The following is a 250-nucleotide window of genomic DNA, read 5'->3' on the forward strand; positions in this document are numbered from 1 at the left end:
ATGTTGCAGTGATTGAGGACTTTCCAACCGCAGTCTATCAAAAGTTGATTAATGTCATGTTGGTGGGGTCGTTCAATGGTATCAAGTACGCATTTCCCATCATGAAAGCGCAGCAGTTTGGTCGCGTGATTAATATGGCTTCGATTAACGGTCTGATTTGCTTTGCTGGAAAGGCCGGTTATAACAGTGCTAAGCATGGTGTGATTGGTTTGACCAAAGTTGCGGCTTTAGAGTGCGCGCGCGATGGCAT

At 46.0% G+C, this 250-nt stretch carries 1 protein-coding gene; it reads left to right on the forward strand.

Features of this window, described 5'->3' with window-relative positions:
* Nucleotides 1-250, forward strand: a 250-nt coding sequence (locus ACG9ZB_RS17665; RefSeq protein ID WP_419326887.1) for an SDR family NAD(P)-dependent oxidoreductase, incomplete at both ends; no start/stop codon positions are given.

It is taken from the genome of Acinetobacter johnsonii, from assembly GCF_048551975.1.
Lineage (GTDB): Bacteria > Pseudomonadota > Gammaproteobacteria > Pseudomonadales > Moraxellaceae > Acinetobacter > Acinetobacter johnsonii_A.